This is a genomic window from Ferdinandcohnia sp. QZ13, from assembly GCF_031324165.1.
Taxonomy (GTDB): Bacteria; Bacillota; Bacilli; order Bacillales; family Bacillaceae_L; genus Ferdinandcohnia.
Map to the genome: position 1 here is coordinate 87,620 of NZ_JAVIVW010000001.1, position 17,297 is coordinate 104,916.

Consider the following 17,297-nt stretch of genomic DNA (forward strand, 5'->3'; position numbering starts at 1 on the left):
TTGTATGCAAGTTGTAACTAAAATGTTTTTAGAACAACTCGACATGCATTGGCGTGAGAATGATTGGTTTGCATCCTTCGATCAGGCGCTTCATGGAGTCAGCGCAGCTGAGGCAGCATGGACAAATTCGGGAATCAGTAATTCAATTTGGCAGATTGTCAACCACTTGATATTTTGGAATGAAGACGTAATCCATCGAATTAAGGGCACAGAGAATCCGCATAAGGCAGAAAACAATGAAGAAACCTTTGGAAATCCGGGGGATCCTGAAGACGAAATTGGGTGGGCACAGACAGTGCAGCTACTTAATGAAGTCATGAATAAATTAAAAACGGTCATTGCGGACCTTGACGATGAAAAGGTAAAAGCACCGTATGCAGCTAACAGGTACTCTATTGAGCGTTTACTCAGCAATATCATGATGCACGATACGTATCATCTTGGCCAAATTGTTCTGTTGCGAAAGTTGCAATCTTCTTGGAGTGGCGTTGATTGGTCCTAATGCAATTCGCCCAGTAGTAGAAGCAGTATTGACGATGTGCAGCCCTATTCAATCTATATGGTGAAGTGGTGATTTTCTGCATTATGGATGGTTAAATGGGGGTTTAGTCAAATAAATTAGAACGTATTTACACAGAAATCTTTCGCATATTTCATTATCCAACAGTCTGGCGCTTTTCTTAAATAAGTAGGCGTCTTTTTGTATGTACAACACATCTAGGGATTGATTTTAATGAGGTGTAAAACTAGAATGTGAATTCCTGTACTTAAAGTCAAGGGTGCAATACTAAAAAAGGCGATCATAATGGTCGCTCTTTCTTTTTAATATTTTCATTTTTATATATGGAATATTATGTTAGCATGGAAGTCACAGATTTTGTTTTACGTGGTTAAAAACCCCATTCCTTCATCATCCTTGGATAATTTGGTTTTGATTTTAAATCAGTTATCATTTTAATCTAGAAAAAGATGAACAGGAGAATTAGTTGAAATATCCAAAAGGAGTTATAGAACCTTATTATATTGTGGTGTAATATAGAGGAGTTCTAAAATAAGATGCAGAAAATTATATAGAGTTATAGGCCTTTACCGAAGGATATTTACGTATGGTGGTGATAAAAATTAAAACTCTCGCCTTATATATATTTGGGTTTGTTCGATTTGTTATTTTAGTTGTATCCATATTATTGAGTATATGGTTCTTCGTAGTATCTGTATTTTCAGGGATTGCGGCAATAGGAGAAACTCAAGAAGAGTGGGTTTATGTGTTAACACAATATCTATATTTTCTTGTTTGTGCTTTATTAATAGGTTTGATGAATGAATTTGAAAAGAAAATAAATAAAGAGGATTATGATATAAGCACAAATATATGGTTATTCGATTTATATTTGCTTATATTAATCGCTCATTATGAATTACCTAAAAAACTATTATTGAAAATGATGGGGAGTTCAAAATAAAAAGCCAGGTCAAGTTACCTGGTTATTCTTTTGAGGTATCACAAACAGACAGAGTACTTAAATAACAATGTAATGTCCTCTTTATTTATTTGGAAACCTTTGGTAACATCTAAAATAGAGATGTAAAGAAAGGGGAATCTATATTACACATGTGGATTACTTTGAAATGATTATCTAATTGGATAGAGAGACGATTGCGATTCCTATTGTTAAGGATACGTTTATTTGTCTATCTTAAATCATTCAAGGGAGTCATGGTGTGGACAATTAAATTCCCATTACCAAGCAGATACCTTTGTATATCTGCTTTTAACTATGGGTAAAAATACATCTCTATTGACACAATCATAGCGTCCCAATTTTTGGGGGAATTTAAATGACAAGTCAGTACGAAAAAGAAGAAATGCTAACAGGAGGAAATGTCTCAAACGTATTTCGTTCCGGAGATACTGTACGACGAGAATTAAAGACTGATAGTGTTAATATTCATACATTATTGCAGCATTTGGAGAGTAAAGGTTTTGGTTATGCACCGAAGTTTTTAGGTATTGATGAAAAAAATAGAGAGATATTATCATTTATTGAAGGAGAAGCTGGTAATTATCCTTTAAAAAAATATATGTTGTCTAATGATGTATTAAAAGAAATAGCGAACATGCTTCGTCTCTATCATGATGCTGTGAGTGATTTTCCGTTATCTGCTGAATGGAAACCGATGGATAATACTCCAGATAAAATGGAGGTTATATGTCACAATGATTTTGCCATTTACAACATCATTTTTAATCACGAAAAACCAGTAGGTATTATTGATTTTGATGTTGCTGCTCCTGGTCCAAGACTTTGGGATATAGCTTATACTCTTTACACTTGCGTTCCTTTAAGTAGGATTTATCACTTTGAAACAGGTGAAGCGGTTTATTATGATCCATCAACGGATGCCGACCGTATCAAACAAAGAGTAAAATTGTTTTTTGAATCTTATGGTATCGAGGGAATGGAAGAAGATTATTTAGAGATGGTATTGCGACGATTAGATGGATTATGTAAATACATGATAAAAAGAGCAAGTGAAGGTGACCATGCTTTTCAAAAGATGATAGACCAAGGACAACTTGAATATTATCAAAAGGAAATAAAATTCATTCGTAATCATGGAAAAGAGTGGGTTTCCTAAAAAATGCACTTAATGAATAGTAATAGCGTCAAGCAGGTTTGACGCTATTTTTGTTATTGTCTAAAGGGGCAGCATTCCTGTAATAAATAGAGTTGATAAAAGGTAAGTTTGTGAAGAAATGTACTTCAAATAAAGGGTGCGCTGATTCAAGAAGGATTAAAGTACTTTATTGTTGAAGTTATTAAACTAAAGGAAAAGGTTAGCGGAAGAAGGAAATAGAAAATCAAAGTAGAATTGATTTAAAGGATTGAACTTGTTTTTCCGAGTCAGAATAGTTAAACAACGATTAGTTAATTGGGAGTTAGAAGATGAAAAATAAAAAGAGAAATAGAGACGGCTTTTTTAAAGATACCCTACTTGAGTTTGTATTTGAAGTGGTTTGGAACATCTTAATGTTTATACCAAGAATGATAATTCGCTTAATAGGAAACATTTGGTGAAGTAGTTAGTCAAAATAGAGCTACAAGAGCGATTGCAAATAAGAGCTGTCGTTTTTTTACAAACAAGACAGCATTCCTGTAATCTGTAAATAGGATAAGTTTGTGAATAAACGCAAGGTGCTTTAGCGAAACAAGAAGTTGTAGTTGCGGCTCCTTTTTCTTGTTCAACTAAACCAGCTAATAGTTTGTCAATATTTTTCAATAAAAAGTTTAAATTTGTCATGATATACTAAAAATGTGCATGCCAAATAACCTTCCGTAATCCTCTAATTGGAAGGTTTTACTCTATTTAGTTAGATTTAGACACTATGCTATATCTTGGAAAGTCGATTTACTTTTTAACATTGCAAAAATCCAATGTAAGAGCTTATTAACACAAGCAATCATAGCTACTTTAAAAGGCTTTCCTTCTGCACGTTTCCTGTCGTAAAACTCCCTCATTTTTTTGTTACTGGGAATGATTTCGTCAGTCGTTTTCTTCTTACGACAATCACGAATGGCACAACGAACAGCCATATATAAGGCATGACGAAGCCTGCTAGATCCTCGTTTGGTGATTCGATTCTTTGTAGCCGTAAACTTCCCTGACTCAAATACACTAGGATCAACTCCGGCGAATGCTACAAGCTTTTTAGGGTTGTTAAATCTATCTATCTCACCAATTTCAGAAATAATCGTTGCCGCGATTTTTTCTCCAATACCATGGATTGATTTGATAATATTATATTCTTCAATTTCTTTAGCGAGGGCATCTATCTCTGACTCTAACTTTGATAGGTGCTCTTTATACTGAAGAATCATTTTAATATACATACCTAGGCTTAGTATATGACTTTGATAAACTGTCTTTTCAAAAGGATTACGTGAAGCCGCAGCTTTAAGTTGAATTGCTTTTTCCTTTGCCCACCTGCTCGATCGACTCTTACAAAAACCATTTATCTTGTCTGTAATTACTTCTTCACTTGCACTCAAAATATCCTCGGAAGGGGGGAACTCTGAAAGAGTTAAAAGTGACACCACCGAATATAAATCTCCAAAAACCCCTTTATATTCAGGAAACACTTGTTCAAGCACTGCTTGAAATTGTAGCTTTGTTTGAATCATCACTCCAGTTATATTTTCATGTTGCCTTGTAAGGTTGCGAAGGTTTAATAACTGGACTCCACGTTTTTTAAAAGGCTCTAATTCCTCCTTATAAAACAACTCACAAAGAAGATAAGCATCAATGGCATCTGTCTTTACTTTTCTTAAACTTGATCCTCTTGCCTTATATGAAATCAATGGATTGATGATAATCAATAAATATCCTCGTTCTTCCAAGTATTGAACGACTGGAGTTTGATAATGCCCAGTAGCTTCTAAAATTACCGAAGGCTTCATTCCAGACTCTCTTTTCACATCCTCAAGAAATACTTCAAGTGAATTAAGCCCCTCAACAGTATGGGAAATTTTAAAACTCTTACGATATGGAGTGCCTTTATCTAAAAATGCCTGAACTTGACTTTCACCATTTGAAACATCCAGACCAACGACTGGATTCATTCTAAATCTCCTCCTAAACTAGTAATTTGCCAGTAACCCCTAATTCCTCCATGCAGTATCACAGCTTCGCTTGTTATACGAGATCTAGGTCCCAACCAGCCTCAATCATGTTTCTACAAGTAGGGGGCGAACAGTTTAGCTGTCGGGGTCGAAGCCCCACGGGCAGATACGTTCTACCCTGGCTACTGATATAATAAAACCATATAAAAAATGGTCAACCAGAAATATTTAGCATTCTGGTTAACCTTATAATACGAACGGGGCAGGTTAGTTGAAGATCGATGTTTAACTTGTGTTCAACAATCGGACCAGATTGTTGAAGAAATACAATTCGATTATGACCAAGGGAGTACAATCAATCGTATCGTAAATAAAGAGGTGTGGCATGATTCAATATATGATTGAATCATGCCTTTTTTTATGAGAAAACGTCAATGCCTAATGAAAGAAGGAGAAAGACGGTCATTATACAACCAGCTAGAATGGCTTTTCCCTTGTGTGTAGGATCAGAAGACTGGAGTACGTGACTGAAATAAAAAATAGAACCAGCTGTTATTAAGAGAAGTTCGATTAGGATGCTTACAAAAACAAAATCCCATAATCCTAAACCAAGGAGAGGTAGGCCGCCTGCGTTTCCCGGGAGAATGGGTAGATCGGGACGATGAACGATTAAATCCAAAACCCAGTGGCTAAAAGCTACAGCTCCAATAATTGCCCCTGATCTTTTACCCCAAAAACCACCAGCAAGGAACCCTGCTAGAATGGAAAGCAACATGGCCCCTATGAAAGAATGAGTATAAAATGCATAAATCATCATCTTGGCATAGCCGCCCTCGCCGATTGGTTCTATTGACTCCATCCCGGCTAAATTGAATGGAATAAAGGCTATATCAAGTAACTGAGTGCAGACCAACAACGACCAAAGTGGTAGTTCTGGGGTTTTACTTTTCACTACAGCAGCAACTCCAAAATGTCCAGCGAACATCTCAACCATCTCCTAGATATTGAAATAATGAATAATCCATTTTATTATAAATAACTTTAATTTTCTTCGTTGGAGATAATTGTGAAATTTGTGTAATTTTTGTGGTTAGGTTTTTTTAAATCCATTAGGTTGTTCAACAAACGGGCGCGATTCTTAAAAACGAAGATCGCTTTTTTTATTCAAGTAAAAAGTCAGTTTAGTGCAAAAAGCAATATAACAATAGATAAGATGGGGAATATAATTGCACTAATACTATAAGAAGGACTTTTCCTCTTTTTATAGAATAAGACCGACAAGTTAGTGAGGAGCTTATATATAAATAAATTTTAAAGGAGAAACATATGAAATGGTGGAAGTTATTTCTAATGAGCTTGCTTACTATTTTTTTATTCAAATTAACAGTTGAAATAATAAAAAACTTTCCTAAAGCCCATACGACAAACAGACTGAAATAAGGGCTACCATTAAGGCAGTCCTTAATACTGTATATTTGGAACTAAGTAGTTAGATATTAAAACCTACCTTCTATTTTCCATAACGTATTTTCATGTGAAGTATAAGTTCCACCAAGCTGAAGACCAAATTTAACTTGTACTTTTACGAACGCATCCACTCCAAAATCATCGTTATACTCTACATTTAATTGGAATTCCTTTAAGCCATTATTGATACGATCATGTGGTATTTTGTCTCCATGATATCTCTTTATTAAACCAGTATAACTCTTGAGGTAAGGTTGGCTCTTTGCCTTCAAGTGTTGCATTATAAACGATATTCGTTGAATTGCTTTTTGAGGTATTCACACCTGCACCTGCAGAAAATACATTCAAGTTTGCATCCGCATTAAAGGAGGTATCCTTTTTTATTCCCTTTATATATTCAACTTTGATTTCTTTTGCTCCTAAACTAGTCAAAAGATTTATTAACTCGTAGTATTTAGTTTCTAATTTGTTAGGATGGAAGTTCGCAGCTGGATAATAAACACCTTCATATAACGGATGAGCCACATATAGGATATTCGGTTGTGGGTGTCCTAAAGGCAAAGTCAGTTCATGAGCATCATCAATTAAGATAGGTTTTACATCGTTCCCAAGCCAATGCTTTCTTGTTGCTTTCCATTCATCATGAATGCTATTAAAGTATTCATCTCCAAAAGGAGTCTCAGTTTTAGGGATTGTATTATATAAACGATACTTATAATCAAAAAGACTAAAAAATGATATAAACTGCCTTCTCCATATTTTAAACTTTTTAATAGTGGTACCATGTTTGGACATTTTTCATTTGCTCGTAATTCCAAAACATCATCGTACACAAATTCTGTAGTCCTATAAAACTTCCCCTCATAGATTTTTTTATTTTGATTGTCTAAAATTCTAACATATTTATCCCATATGTAATAATAGTTGTACTGTACTTACGTTTTTGCTATTTTGATATTGAACTTAAGGGCAAGAAAACGATGGTTTTAACCTCTATAACCAGGAGAACTATTCCACGAGTGGAAGAGTAGGTAGGTTTAAGTCTATATGTGATATAAAAGAGGATTGTGAAATATTGTGCTTAAACTACAGGGTGCGTTGTTCCAAAAATGATTAATGCACTTTTTGATGAAGTTATTAGATTAATTGGTGCAGGATAGTAGGAATTAAAGAGTACAAAAAGATTTTATTATAATGTGAGGAGATGGTTTTTTGGTTAGTTTACTGGAGAATATATTACAATTATCAGCAGCAATACTACTTCTATGTTCATTCTATTATTATAGACATTTTTAAAAAAATAAGAGAGAAAGAAAACTAACACCAATTGAACTTACAATATATGTTATTACTCAAGTTGCAATTTATCTTTGTGCAGGTAGTTATCTACTTCTGTTTTTGGATAGAATTTATTGAACAATGAGATCCAATAGTCCAAGAATGATTAATGCACTTTTTGTTGGCGTGCCCAGGCAAGCCGTTAATTGCTAACTGGTGAAAGTCCAGTCTAGGTAAGAACCAAGTCGCCTAGTAGCTGACAGGCAACTGGTGGAGAAATCCTAAGGTTGGAGCCCTGTATCAGCAACTTTACAGGTTGTAACATAAAGTGAATCCTGCCGCCTCGTCAAGAGCAACCTGGAAACAGGACAAGGAGAAGTCGAGCCTTGCGACAAAGGGCGAAGACCATGGAAGGTGTGTAGAACTTGGAACAACACTCAAGAATCTCTCGGGGTATGGGGAACGACATGTAAAGAAAGTAATTATCGGAACTGGGGAGACCCTACTTTACCCTTAAGGTTAAGGAGAGAGAAAGCTTATAAGCAATTGCGAAATGGCGGACTGTAAAGAGGGAGTCGGAGGAGGTCATAGTACTTATGATTATCATGACAACACAACATGATATAGGGAAGGACCTCTGCTTTGTTCATGTGTTAGAAGGAGGTAAGAGTGAGTGAATGCTATAAAATTAGCTAACTACACCGATGTAAAAGCTCAAGAACTTTGGAAGACACTATATCTCTGTGCCAAGGAGAATCCGAAACGCAAGTTTCATGCTTTATATGATAAGATATATCGACCTGATATATTACTAGAAGCCTGGAAGCGTGTAAAAAGAAAGAAAGGTAGTGGAGGAGTAGACGGACAAACGATTGAAGAAATCGTTACAAACTATGGGGAGAGAAAATTCTTAAATGAGTTGTATATCCAGCTAAAAGAGAATGAATATAATCCAAGCCCTGTATTAAGAACGTATATTCCAAAAGAAAATGGAAAGAAGAGACCATTAGGAATTCCAACTATAAAAGACAGAGTGGTACAAATGGCTACGAAGATGGTTATTGAACCAATATTCGAAGCGGATTTTCAAGAATGCTCTTTTGGCTTTCGTCCTAAAAGAAATGCACACCAAGCAATGGCAAGCATAAGAGAGGCAAGCAAAAGAAGCTCTTGGGTGGTAGACGTTGATATTCAAGGATATTTCGACAACATTAACCAAGAAAAGTTGTTAAAATTAATTGAACAGAAAATCAATGAACGCAGAGTCTTAAAGTTGATTCGCAAATGGTTGGGAGCTGGAATAATGGAAGAGGGTAAAGTCAGAAATCCCCTAACGGGGACACCACAGGGAGGTGTGATTTCTCCTTTACTGGCAAATATTTATCTAAACACATTGGACAAGCTCTGGATAAAGAAATTCCATCACCTAGGAGAATTAGTTCGTTATGCTGATGACCTTGTAATATTGACAAGGACAAAACAACAAGCTCTTGTGAGTATACAAGTACTGAAGGCTATTATGAATAAGTTAGACCTGACGATTAATCGAGACAAATCAAGATTAGTTCACTTGTTCGATAATAAAGAAGGGTTTGATTTCCTAGGTTTCCACAATCGAAAATTTGAGGTACACAATAAAGGTGGAAGACCCTTTTACGCTATGGCTCATATACCAAAGAAGAATGCCATGAAAAAGATGAGAGCAAAGATTAAAGCATACACAGAACCTAGAAATAAACTATATTTAGACATAAAAGAATTGGTTAAAGGATTAAATAGGATATTGCAAGGTTACAAGAACTATTACAAAATCTCGCGAATTGCGTTTAAGTGGCTAAATCAGATTGACTGGTATGTACTGGAAAGGCTCACACTCTTTTACAACAAGAAAAGAAACATAAGAAGAAAACATGGTAATTTAAAGAAAGTACAGGGAGAGATAAATCATTTAATCGTGAAGCTGGCTCGGAATTATCCATAATGCACAAGAAAGAAGAACATCGGAAAGCCGTATGAGGGAAAACTTCACGTACGGTTTGATGAGGGGGACCTGAAATTAGGTGAAATAGCGTAAGCTATTCCACTGAAATCAGTTTTCTACTCTACAAGTGATTTAACTAACGATGCAGATTAATTGAACAATTATTATTACATAAATGTAATGGGGAGGTGAATTTCTTTGGGACTTATACTTATTGGTATTGTAATCTTTCTTTTAGGTGTTCTTACTCCTATAAGTGATTTAATAACTGTACCAATTTCAATAATCGTTATCGTGTTTGGAATTTATCGTATAGTAAAAAGAAATAGGTAAACTATCTTATTGAAGTAACGGGTGCGTTGATCTAAGAAGGATTAGCCACCTTTTTTGTTGAATTCCTATTGAATAAGCGAAGCGGAATAGGTGAACAAGGGATAATTATATATGAGGTGAAATTAATTGAATATTAGACTTGCTGAAGAAAAATGCATTAACATTAATAAAAATGAGATGGGATAATACCATTGAATTTGATGAGAGCTGTTAATGAGAAAAAAGTAGAGAGAACAATCCCAAACTACCCAATTTATAATCAATCGGTCATATCCAAAAGCTCCTTCAATTAGAGCTTTTCAATCACTTAGGTCATATTTGAAAAAAAGATAAATCCAAGTTTCACAAAGTATTTTAAAAAATGCCCACAAGTCATGAGTGAAATCACAGGAAAATATAACCTTTTGTCGAAATAGGTAATAAATCCTATATATACTTTAATTTGCAAAAGTGAATTTGCAGGGTTTGTAGAGATTTAAATATATGAATCAATAAATTTATTAAAGTCTACATTGAATTAAAGGAGGTAAAGATGAAGAAGATTATAATTGTTTCTATTTTATGATGTTACTGAAGCTGAAGAGATGTTTTGTACAGAAACAGAAGCAAGAGAAGCAGGATATAGAAAGAGTAAACGTTAAGGGGGAGATTTTAGATTAATTTATATTAGATTTATGTGTGGGTAGAGTAACAAAATAATTTATAGAAAGGAATTGTCAGATGAACTTAAAGAATATATCGATATTAACTAAGTTTTTAATTGGGTTATTAGGGTTTAGCCTTTTAATATCATTTGGCAGAGGAGCAATAACCTTTTATGATGGTGCACTTGCTTTTTGGGAATTTGACTATCATCAATTAGTAATGACTGAATCGATACTAGTGGCAAACTTATCTGATTTATTTTATTCAATTTCCTTTTTTAGTGTATTATTTCTACTACTAATACATGCATTACTTATTTATTTGTTTTTTACAGGTAAGAAAGTCTTTATACCTTTGTTTCTTTTAACAAACTTCTTTGCAGTACTTATAACCTTCATTTTAAGTTCAATTACTAATATTCTTACAGAGGAATATCTAGAGTATACTGAAACTTATATTTCTATTGTAATATCAATTTTTTGGTTAGTATTCTTCCTATTATCAAATGAAGCAAGAAGCCTATTTAGTAATGAACTTAAAAGAAAAAAGTATATTAAACTCACCGAAGAAGAATATAACAATCTCTTGAAAAATAAAAATTCAGTTAATCGGACATTGTGATAAAAACAAAATATAGCAATTATTACTTTACTAAACTATATTGGACAAAAACTAAGAACTAAGTAATGTTTATTAAGCTAAGGAGTGCCAATCTTCAAGCAAGTGAAATGCCATTATTAGTTAAAATTATTGTACTAACGGAGCAGTTTAGTTCAATAAGAAATTCTGTTTTAAGGAGGGTTTTCATCGCTTATGAGTATCACTATTGAGCAAGTAGATTATGAGAGAAAATTTGTTTTAAGACATCTGATTGAATTGTACAATTATGATTTTAGTGAATTTACAAATGATGATGTAAATAAGATTGGTTTATATGACTATAAGTATTTAGATAATTATTGGAATGAGCCAAACAGATATCCATTCTTTATTAAAGTTAATAGTAAATATGCTGGATTTGCTTTAATAAGAAAGATTACGAATGATAGCAGCAATGATGTTTATAATTCGATGGCTGAGTTTTTTGTTATGAAAAAGTATAGAAAAATGGGTGTAGGGAGAACAGCTGCTATAAATTTATTTGAAAAATATAAAGAGAAGTGGGAAGTATCTGTGATAAAAGAAAACAAAGATGCTCAAATATTTTGGGAAAAAGTAATCTGTAAATATTCAAATGGTAATTATATAGAAAACAAAAATGAAGATGGAGACACTATATTTTCATTGAAAATTACTAATTAGTATCTTGAACTAAAGGGTGCGATTCTTGAATAACCAGGAATCGCTTTTTAATTCTCTGTGGTGAAGAACAGATTTTTGCGATTCATGGATGACTAACGATTGAATTTCCCGTTTACTAACCAAACTCATACTTCAGTGTTGAAGTATGGGTTTCTTCTTTATACTAAATTATAGGCCTTAAGCTTTTTCTAAAGTAATTTATATATTAGTAGAACCTAAACATGATTAGTTTCGTCTAATACTTAAAACCTAAAAGGAAGCGAATACATGATTGAAGTGGAAAGGAAACCTGATACATCAATTGAATATCTTGACAATGAAGAGAAAATTACGCGGTTAATGGATCAATATGGCCAAGAAGTTATTATGCTGGCTTATACATATGTGAAAGATAAGCAATTGGCAGAGGATATTGCCCAAGAAGTCTTTATTAAGTGTTATGAAAAATTGGATTCGTTTAGGCATGAGTCTTCGTACAAAACCTGGATTTACCGCATAACGATTAATAAGTGTAAAGACGTTTTTAAGAGTTGGCATTATAGACTTCTAATTTTTACTGACCTTATTAAAGGAAAAAAAGATATTGCTGCCCAATCGGCAGAATTTGAGAATGTAAAAAGAGAAGAAAACTTATGGGTTGCAGAAATGGTTATGAGCTTACCATTAAAGTTAAGAGAAGTTATTATTCTATACTACTTTGAGGAACTAAAAATTGAAGAAATTGCAGAGATGTTAGAAATCAAATTAAACACAGTAAAAACAAGATTGCATCGAGCTAGGTATGTATTAGAGAAAAAATTAAAGAGAGGCGATCTTAATGGAAGATAAACTGAAGGATTTAAAAAGTATTTTAAGAGATTCTCTAACAGATGAAAAAAATATTCATTTTACTGAAAAACATAAAAATAGAGTTGTAAAATCTATTAAATCAAATTCTTTACGAACCAATTTTTCTAGGTCGTTTAATAAAAGAATTCATCTGATACTTAGTGCAGCAATTACTTTTGTTTTACTAGCGGGTACATATCACATAGCAGGTATTAATGATATTTTTTCTGAAAATGAAGCAAATCAAATTATTAGGGAGCATAAAACAAATAACGTTACTTCAAGCCCAGAAAAGAATATACAACAGAACGAGGTTATTGTACCTCCTGCTCAGGAAGAAAATTACAAAGACATGACCAAAGACGAGGTATACAAGAAACTATTGTCATCAGGTAAATTTGATACTGTAAAAGGTGAATATGAAATTCAAACTGTAATCCATGATGGTATAAAAATGAGTTCAAATGTTAAATATTCACTGGGGTTAAGTCCACTAAAGGGTGGCTACAGCGTTGAAGCGTATAATCAAGGTGGTAGTGTGGCGAACACTATAACGTACTATAAAGAAGATACTCTGTGGACATTAGATAGTGTATCTAAAACCTATTCGGAGAGAAGATATAGAAACAGCGTGCAACCTCCGATAGCCCGAAGTTCACTGTTCCCACGTGAAATCACATTAAATTACTTAAAAAGTTTAGATAACTGGGAGATTGAAATACAGAACGAAAAGATCCTTACTCACAATACAATTGTTATAAAAGGCAATTTAAACGAATATGCAGCTGAGAAACACAGTGCAAAAACCTTTCGTTTCTGGATTGATAAAGATTCTGGAGTCCTCCTAAAATATGAAACATATAATGGAAAAGGCGAGGTTGTTGACTATTTATATCCAAAAGAACTTCAAATTAATGTGCCAATTGACACAAAAATGTTCATTCCAAATTTAGAAGGATATAAAAAATTGAATCGGGAATCAGCTCAGGAAAGACAAAAACAAAACGACAAACAACAACAAACAGAACTGAACTTACATAAACCCATATTCTCAAATGAAAAAGGTTACCTCTATGTCCATGGAATAACCTTGGGAGACTCAATGGATAAGGTAATAGAACGCCTAGGAGAAAAATATTCATTAGATGAAGAGGATGGTAGTGGGGCAGACGTAATCTTGGATTATAATGGGCTTGCAAGATTTTATTTTAAAGATAAAAAGTTAGACTGGATATTATTAATGAAAGTAGATAAAAAATACTTTAACAAAGAATTTGATGATTATGAAGGCTCTAAATTTACATCAGCTGATAGTGACCGCTATTTTTACTCTATGGAGACTAATCAAATATTAACAGCCACTACGAACGTTCCTAATCAGGATCTATATTTGTACCTATCATATCCTGGTCCAGAGATCCAAGAAAATCCAGATTTTCTAAAGATGAAGCAAAGCTTAGAATAATTCTAAGCCATACTTAGATAAAGTAGAAGGAATGAGAAAAACCCCCTTAAAATTAAAGGAGGCTTACTTGCTTATGTTATATAATAATGCCTTCATAAGAGGTAGGGATAGCCAATTGAAATCATTTCTCTGGAGTCATCATTGCTAACTATCTTAAGGATCTTAATTAGGACCAACGTTATAAAATCAGCACTTTCATTTAACCCGTAAATTTCACATTACTATAATTCAATAATGCTAGTATGCTGAATGCCCTTATAATATACTCTATGATTATGTGCATAAGTTCCCTGGCTAGCTCTCATTCGAGTTGCTTACATCCTTTACGTTTATATTAACGCTGTAATGATGTAATAAATTTTGTGAATAATTGCACTTAGGTTAAATGGTAGCAATACCTAAACAAGGCAATTATATTGGTCGCTTTTTCTTTTTTAAATTCCTATATAATATTTGGAATATTATGTTAGTATGATAGTGACAGTTTTTGTACTAACAGAGCAGAGAGAAAATAAGATACTAGTTTACTCACTAGAAACATGGAAAATGTAAAGGAGATGAAGAAATGAATCATATTTTTCTGGAATTAGTGGAAAAGCATAAGCCAAAAATTGTAGATAAAAGGGAATTTAGAGTTGTTGGAATATCGTGTAATACAACCATGATGGATAAAGACATTAAAGTACCTAATATCGTTGAGGAATTCCATTCTTCTAGAATCGGCGAGGTCAAAAATAGAGTTGATGAAACAATTTCTTATGGTATTTTTGTTGACCCACCAAATTTTAACCCTGAAAAAGATGAGTTTACTTGGATTGCTGGTGTAGAAGTACCAAATGATGAAGATATCCCAAAAGAGATGACGTCAATAACCATTTCCGCCCATCAATATGCAGTACTAGAATATAATCCAAAGACTGATGATATTAATCCCTATCAGTTTCTTTATCAATGGTTTACGAGCGAGGGATATGAAGAAGCGGATCTCATTGGCTTTGAAGTTTATAACCCATATAAAGGTGTAGACTCGAATTATGTCCTGCATTTACCTGTTAAAAAAAAGTAAAATAGATATGAAATAAACAGAAGTGGCATCATTTTGCTAGCTGAGTAAGTTTCTTTGAAAGGGGAACAAAATGATCATAATGATAAACGGAGCCTTTGGTGTTGGGAAAACTACAATTGCAAATGAGCTTCAGAAAGAAATAAAAAATAGTATGGTATATGACCCAGAAGAAATTGGTTTTATGTTACGAAATGTGGTTCCAGAAGAAATAAAGAGATTCGAGGCTGCGACAGGCGATTTTCAAGATTTGTATTTATGGAGAGAATTAACTGTTGAGGTGGCAAAACGTATAAACTCAAAATATAAGATGAATCTTTTGGTACCAATGACGATTCGAAAACCTGATTATTTTCATTACATTTTTAATGGGTTCAAAAGTATTGATGAGCAAACGTATCACTTTTGTTTAACAGCAAGTAAACAAACTATTTTTGATCGGTTAAGGTACCGTGGTGAGGAAGAAGGAAATTGGTGTTTTCAACAAACGGAGAAATGTTTGGAAGCCTACAATGAAAATGACTTTGGAGAGTACATAGACACTGAAAAGGGTAGCATTAACGTCATTATTGACAGTATAAAAGAAAAGCTAAACCTTTGATGAAAAAATAATAGTATTAAATTTGAAATATATGAAAAGCGGGATACTACCCGTTTTTTTTTGTAAACTTTTATAGAATATAAAAGTAGAAACTCTCATAATAATTGATAATTGAATATATTCTTAATATTGTGTAATATAATTCTATAATAAGTAATTGTAAGCGTTTTACATATTTATCTTGTATTCCTATAAAGGGGGGCTTTTTTGATAATAGAATAGAAGGTAAGGAAGTCACCGACTACGCCCGTTTAATTTCAAGTGTGTATGATGAGCTACATGATGAACAGATATATGTATTTATTAATAAAAATATTTTTATAACCAGGAGGTTTTATTATGTCAAATTTTGATGTAGCCCAATTAGCTCATGTAGAACTGTATTCTCCAAAGCCTGAAGAGACACTTAAGTTTTTTACAGATTATCTTGGCTTGCAAATTAGTGCAAGAGAAGGGCAGTCTGTTTATTTAAGGGCCTATGAAGATTTCTATCATCATACATTGAAAATCACAGAAGCAAAGGAAGCGGGTATGGCACATACTGCCTGGAGGGCTAGCTCTGAAGCTGCATTGTATCAAAGAGTTCAATCCCTTGAAAAAAGTGGATATGGGAAGGGTTGGATTGAAGGAGACCTTGGACATGGGGCTGCATATCAATTCCAAACACCTGATGGACATAATATGGAAATTCTTTGGAATGTTGAGTATTACCAAGCTCCAGAAGATCAAAAGACAATGCTGAAGAGTCGCCCACAAAAGAGACCGAATATCGGAATTCCAGCAAGGCGTTTAGATCATATTAATTTAATGTGTGGAAATGTCACACAAAATAAACAGTTCATGGCAGACGAATTAGGTTTTAAGCTTCGTGAAAATATTATCATGAATGATGGGGCCGAGATGGGTGCATGGATGAGTGTTAGCCCACTAGTACATGAAATAGCGCTTATGGGGGACCAAAGTGGTGAAAAAGGAAGATTCCATCATGTTGCTTATTGGTATGGATATCCTCAACATTTAATGGATTTAGCGGATTTACTAGTTGAAAACGGTATAGAAATCGAAGCAGGTCCAGGAAAACACGGGATAAGTCAGGCGTACTTTATGTATGTTTTTGAGCCGGGTGGAAACCGTGTCGAGTTATTTGGAGATTCCGGTTACTTAATATTGGATCCAGATTGGAAAACAATTACCTGGAAAGAGGAAGAATTGGATAAGGGGATCATTTGGTATGGTTCACCACTCCCTCAAGAATATTTCCTATATGGGACACCTGATCGATCATCAGTTAAAGTGAAGTAAAGGAAAACGAATGTTAAAACGACAAATTTTCATTTGGAGATCATAAACCCATACAATTTCAAATAATTAATATGTATGACGATAGTTGTTATGGTTACTTATAACCTCGCAAACTATTATGTTATGTATTGAAGAAAGGAGCTTCAATCATGCCATTTGTACAGATAAATATTCTTGAAGGGCGTTCGCCAGAGAAAAAAGAACGATTAATTCGAGAAGTCTCTATGTTAGTATCTGAAGTATTAGAGTCTCCAATTGAAAATGTCCGTATTATGATCAATGAAATGCCTCCAGAACATTGGGGGATTGCCGGAGAATCCGTGAAAAAGCGAACACAAAAGAGTAATGAATGATCGGGAATACTACAACTATAACTATTAAATGAAGTTAACTATTGAATCAAATAGCGC

At 33.8% G+C, this 17,297-nt stretch carries 16 protein-coding genes and 1 pseudogene; 14 read left to right on the forward strand and 3 right to left on the reverse strand.

Annotated elements, in window-relative coordinates:
• Window positions 1-4: 4 nt before the first annotated feature.
• The 3 genes from RGU12_RS00480 to RGU12_RS00490 all read left to right on the forward strand — a co-directional run bounded on the left by RGU12_RS00480 (window position 5) and on the right by RGU12_RS00490 (window position 2,640).
• Window positions 5-502 (forward strand): DinB family protein, encoded by a 498-nt coding sequence (locus tag RGU12_RS00480; protein WP_309534309.1) that lies wholly within the window; start codon window positions 5-7, stop codon window positions 500-502.
• A 604-nt stretch (window positions 503-1,106) separates the two neighbouring features.
• A complete protein-coding gene (locus tag RGU12_RS00485) occupies window positions 1,107-1,463 on the forward strand; it encodes a hypothetical protein (RefSeq protein WP_309534310.1) in 357 nt (118 codons plus the stop codon).
• Between the two features lie 376 nt (window positions 1,464-1,839).
• On the forward strand, window positions 1,840-2,640 hold the full coding sequence (locus RGU12_RS00490) for a phosphotransferase (RefSeq protein ID WP_309534311.1): 801 nt from the start codon (window positions 1,840-1,842) through the stop codon (window positions 2,638-2,640).
• A gap of 746 nt (window positions 2,641-3,386) precedes the next feature.
• On the opposite strand, the gene RGU12_RS00495 is transcribed toward RGU12_RS00490, so the two are convergent.
• From RGU12_RS00495 to RGU12_RS00505, 3 genes are all read right to left on the reverse strand, one after another.
• Window positions 3,387-4,622 (reverse strand): IS110 family RNA-guided transposase, encoded by a 1,236-nt coding sequence (locus RGU12_RS00495; RefSeq protein ID WP_309534312.1) that lies wholly within the window; start codon window positions 4,620-4,622, stop codon window positions 3,387-3,389.
• Between the two features lie 418 nt (window positions 4,623-5,040).
• Window positions 5,041-5,607, reverse strand: a complete 567-nt coding sequence (locus RGU12_RS00500; protein ID WP_309534313.1) for a permease — start codon at window positions 5,605-5,607, stop codon at window positions 5,041-5,043.
• Between the two features lie 674 nt (window positions 5,608-6,281).
• Window positions 6,282-6,884 (reverse strand): hypothetical protein, encoded by a 603-nt coding sequence (locus RGU12_RS00505; protein ID WP_309534314.1) that lies wholly within the window; start codon window positions 6,882-6,884, stop codon window positions 6,282-6,284.
• 417 nt (window positions 6,885-7,301) lie between these two features.
• Here RGU12_RS00505 and RGU12_RS00510 point away from each other — a divergent pair.
• From RGU12_RS00510 to thmT, 11 genes and pseudogenes are all read left to right on the forward strand, one after another.
• A pseudogene (locus tag RGU12_RS00510) lies at window positions 7,302-7,505 on the forward strand (hypothetical protein).
• 535 nt (window positions 7,506-8,040) lie between these two features.
• The gene (gene ltrA, locus RGU12_RS00515) at window positions 8,041-9,348 is read left to right on the forward strand and encodes a group II intron reverse transcriptase/maturase (protein ID WP_309534315.1); all 1,308 of its coding nucleotides are present in this window, start codon (window positions 8,041-8,043) and stop codon (window positions 9,346-9,348) included.
• 881 nt (window positions 9,349-10,229) lie between these two features.
• Window positions 10,230-10,322: a sunset domain-containing protein gene (locus tag RGU12_RS23815; protein ID WP_483867241.1), complete on the forward strand. Its 93-nt coding sequence runs from the start codon at window positions 10,230-10,232 to the stop codon at window positions 10,320-10,322.
• Between the two features lie 79 nt (window positions 10,323-10,401).
• Window positions 10,402-10,947, forward strand: coding sequence for a hypothetical protein (locus tag RGU12_RS00520; RefSeq protein WP_309534316.1), 546 nt, complete (start codon window positions 10,402-10,404; stop codon window positions 10,945-10,947).
• 192 nt (window positions 10,948-11,139) lie between these two features.
• Window positions 11,140-11,628, forward strand: coding sequence for a GNAT family N-acetyltransferase (locus RGU12_RS00525; protein WP_309534317.1), 489 nt, complete (start codon window positions 11,140-11,142; stop codon window positions 11,626-11,628).
• Window positions 11,629-11,895: 267 nt separating this feature from the next.
• The gene (locus RGU12_RS00530; RefSeq protein WP_309534318.1) at window positions 11,896-12,456 is read left to right on the forward strand and encodes a sigma-70 family RNA polymerase sigma factor; all 561 of its coding nucleotides are present in this window, start codon (window positions 11,896-11,898) and stop codon (window positions 12,454-12,456) included.
• Complete coding sequence (locus RGU12_RS00535) at window positions 12,446-13,921, forward strand: hypothetical protein (protein WP_309534319.1); 1,476 nt, start codon at window positions 12,446-12,448, stop codon at window positions 13,919-13,921. Before RGU12_RS00530 ends, RGU12_RS00535 begins: the two co-directional genes overlap by 11 nt.
• Window positions 13,922-14,486: 565 nt before the next feature.
• A complete protein-coding gene (locus RGU12_RS00540) occupies window positions 14,487-14,987 on the forward strand; it encodes a GyrI-like domain-containing protein (RefSeq protein ID WP_309534320.1) in 501 nt (166 codons plus the stop codon).
• Window positions 14,988-15,057: 70 nt separating this feature from the next.
• A complete protein-coding gene (locus tag RGU12_RS00545; protein WP_309534321.1) occupies window positions 15,058-15,585 on the forward strand; it encodes an AAA family ATPase in 528 nt (175 codons plus the stop codon).
• Window positions 15,586-15,924: 339 nt separating this feature from the next.
• The gene (locus tag RGU12_RS00550) at window positions 15,925-16,887 is read left to right on the forward strand and encodes a catechol 2,3-dioxygenase (protein WP_309534322.1); all 963 of its coding nucleotides are present in this window, start codon (window positions 15,925-15,927) and stop codon (window positions 16,885-16,887) included.
• 149 nt (window positions 16,888-17,036) lie between these two features.
• Window positions 17,037-17,240, forward strand: a complete 204-nt coding sequence (gene thmT, locus RGU12_RS00555) for a 2-hydroxymuconate tautomerase (RefSeq protein WP_309534323.1) — start codon at window positions 17,037-17,039, stop codon at window positions 17,238-17,240.
• Window positions 17,241-17,297 lie beyond the last annotated feature (57 nt).

What these genes read in the sequence shown, in the direction of transcription:
- RGU12_RS00480 (WP_309534309.1), top strand. Translation starts at nt 5, where the DNA reads ATGCAAGTTGTAACTAAAATGTTTTTAGAACAACTCGACATGCATTGG.
- RGU12_RS00485 (WP_309534310.1), top strand. Translation starts at nt 1,107, where the DNA reads ATGGTGGTGATAAAAATTAAAACTCTCGCCTTATATATATTTGGGTTT.
- RGU12_RS00490 (WP_309534311.1), top strand. Translation starts at nt 1,840, where the DNA reads ATGACAAGTCAGTACGAAAAAGAAGAAATGCTAACAGGAGGAAATGTC.
- RGU12_RS00495 (WP_309534312.1), bottom strand. Translation starts at nt 4,622, where the DNA reads ATGAATCCAGTCGTTGGTCTGGATGTTTCAAATGGTGAAAGTCAAGTT.
- RGU12_RS00500 (WP_309534313.1), bottom strand. Translation starts at nt 5,607, where the DNA reads ATGTTCGCTGGACATTTTGGAGTTGCTGCTGTAGTGAAAAGTAAAACC.
- RGU12_RS00505 (WP_309534314.1), bottom strand. Translation starts at nt 6,884, where the DNA reads ATGTCCAAACATGGTACCACTATTAAAAAGTTTAAAATATGGAGAAGG.
- RGU12_RS00520 (WP_309534316.1), top strand. Translation starts at nt 10,402, where the DNA reads ATGAACTTAAAGAATATATCGATATTAACTAAGTTTTTAATTGGGTTA.
- RGU12_RS00525 (WP_309534317.1), top strand. Translation starts at nt 11,140, where the DNA reads ATGAGTATCACTATTGAGCAAGTAGATTATGAGAGAAAATTTGTTTTA.
- RGU12_RS00530 (WP_309534318.1), top strand. Translation starts at nt 11,896, where the DNA reads ATGATTGAAGTGGAAAGGAAACCTGATACATCAATTGAATATCTTGAC.
- RGU12_RS00535 (WP_309534319.1), top strand. Translation starts at nt 12,446, where the DNA reads ATGGAAGATAAACTGAAGGATTTAAAAAGTATTTTAAGAGATTCTCTA.
- RGU12_RS00540 (WP_309534320.1), top strand. Translation starts at nt 14,487, where the DNA reads ATGAATCATATTTTTCTGGAATTAGTGGAAAAGCATAAGCCAAAAATT.
- RGU12_RS00545 (WP_309534321.1), top strand. Translation starts at nt 15,058, where the DNA reads ATGATCATAATGATAAACGGAGCCTTTGGTGTTGGGAAAACTACAATT.
- RGU12_RS00550 (WP_309534322.1), top strand. Translation starts at nt 15,925, where the DNA reads ATGTCAAATTTTGATGTAGCCCAATTAGCTCATGTAGAACTGTATTCT.
- thmT (WP_309534323.1), top strand. Translation starts at nt 17,037, where the DNA reads ATGCCATTTGTACAGATAAATATTCTTGAAGGGCGTTCGCCAGAGAAA.